A 1647-nucleotide genomic window follows, 5' to 3' on the forward strand; every position below is an offset into this window, starting at 1 on the left:
GCGCCCGGCGGCTGGATCGTGCTGATCCAGACGAGATGGCACGAGGATGATCTGGCGGGTCGCATCCTGCCCACCGGGTGGAACGGCGAAAGCGGAATGATCGCGTGCCGCGACGGCAACGTGTGGCAGGTGCTGTGCCTGCAGGCGCGGTGCGAAACCGGCACCGATCCGCTCGGCCGCGCGCGCGGCGAGTACCTGTGGCCCGAATGGTTCGACCGGCGGCACTGGGCGCAGTACGAGGCGAATCCGCGCACGTGGGCGTCGCTGTACCAGCAGATGCCGGTGCCGCCCGAGGGTGACCTGTTCAGGCCCGAGGCCATCCACGCGATCGACATTCTGCCGGTCGCATGGATCGACTGGGTGCGTGCGTGGGACCTCGCGAGCATCGAGGGCGAAGGCGACTGGACGGCCGGCGCGAAGCTCGGGCGCCTCGCCGACGGCCGCTACGTGATCGGCGACATGAAGCGCGGCCGGTGGGGACCGGACCGGCGCGATGCGATGATCGCGCACGCGGCGGAACTCGACGGCACACGCGTGCGCATCAGTCTGCCGCAGGACCCGGGCCAGGCCGGCAAGACGCAGGTGCTGTACCTGTCGCGCCAGCTCGCCGGCTACCGCGTGGCGAGCAGCCCGGAGACCGGCGACAAGGTCACGCGTGCCGAGCCGTTCGCCGCGCAGGTGAACGCGGGCAACGTGCTGATGCTCAGGGCCGACTGGAACACGGCGCTCGTGGGCGAGCTGCGCGCGTTTCCGTACGGCGCGCATGACGACCAGGTGGACGCGCTATCGCGCGCCTTCGCGCTGCTGATCGCGCGCCGGCCGATGCGGATCTCCGACGCGGCGCTCGCGGCCGTGTGAAGCTACAACCCCGGAATGGAATTCTTGCGCTCCCGACCTTCCGCCAGTGCGGGACGGAGAACGTCGCGGCACGGGATGCGGTTTGCAGGCTCGACCAGAAACACCCGCTCGCGCAGCGACTTGCTGTCATGAAAGGCCGTGGGATGGTTGGTGCGCAGCCAGGACACCAGTCCGTCGATCGCGTCGATGCCGTTTTTAGCCGCCACTCGCAGGGCGGCACGCTGTTCGATGGTCAGATACATGTTGTCTATTCCGTTTCGCGTTGTTGTCTGGCGAGTTTGGGCGGCGTTGCACCCGATGTAAATGAGACAGGTCTGTCTTTCTGGCTGCGGCTCGCACTTTATGCGCGGCGCATCGCCATGCCATTCATTCGGACTGCTGCGCGTGCTGGCACGGACCTGATTCGCTGTCATGCCGCACCTGACATTCTGGCGTCGCCGCGCGCAGGCGGTCACACCGCCGGCGCCTGAAGCGCAACGTACCGCGCGTGACGGCCGCGACATCCGCCAGATCCGCCAGATCCGCCAGATCCGCGAGTCGGCGCTCGGCGTGATTGGAGCGCCGCTGCCGCAGGCCGCGCCCGGCGTGATCGCTGAGGACACCAAGCTCGCGTGCGATGCGCCGGTGGGCGACCCGTACCCGACATGCTGAAACCCGCGTATGCGTTCGGCTGCCTCTCCCTGTCGCAGATCGCCAAGCCCTACGTCGACAACTGGCTGCGCACGCGCCAGAGCGTGTCGGACCTGCTGCATTCGTTCTCGACGATGGTGCTGAAAACGAACCTCGCGG

General features: G+C 68.1%; 3 protein-coding genes. 2 read left to right on the plus strand and 1 reads right to left on the minus strand.

Features of this window, described 5'->3' with window-relative positions:
- A partial coding sequence (terL, locus tag P3T23_RS47610) for a phage terminase large subunit (protein WP_429322941.1) occupies positions 1–858 on the plus strand: 858 nt, incomplete at its 5' end.
- A 2-nt stretch (positions 859–860) separates the two neighbouring features.
- On the opposite strand, the gene P3T23_RS47615 is transcribed toward terL, so the two are convergent.
- Positions 861–1100 carry a hypothetical protein gene (locus P3T23_RS47615; protein WP_429322942.1) on the minus strand — a complete coding sequence of 80 codons (240 nt, stop codon included), beginning with the start codon at positions 1098–1100 and terminating at the stop codon, positions 861–863.
- A gap of 169 nt (positions 1101–1269) precedes the next feature.
- Here P3T23_RS47615 and P3T23_RS47620 point away from each other — a divergent pair, with 169 nt between their 5' ends.
- Positions 1270–1509 carry a hypothetical protein gene (locus P3T23_RS47620; protein ID WP_429322943.1) on the plus strand — a complete coding sequence of 80 codons (240 nt, stop codon included), beginning with the start codon at positions 1270–1272 and terminating at the stop codon, positions 1507–1509.
- The last annotated feature ends 138 nt before the right edge of the window (positions 1510–1647 follow it).

Source organism: Paraburkholderia sp. GAS448, assembly GCF_050435685.1.
Classification (GTDB): Bacteria; Pseudomonadota; Gammaproteobacteria; order Burkholderiales; family Burkholderiaceae; genus Paraburkholderia.

Bases quoted from the DNA above. Each gene is read 5' to 3' on its own strand.
- P3T23_RS47620 (WP_429322943.1), top strand. From the start codon at position 1,270: ATGCCGCACCTGACATTCTGGCGTCGCCGCGCGCAGGCGGTCACACCG.
- P3T23_RS47615 (WP_429322942.1), bottom strand. From the start codon at position 1,100: ATGTATCTGACCATCGAACAGCGTGCCGCCCTGCGAGTGGCGGCTAAA.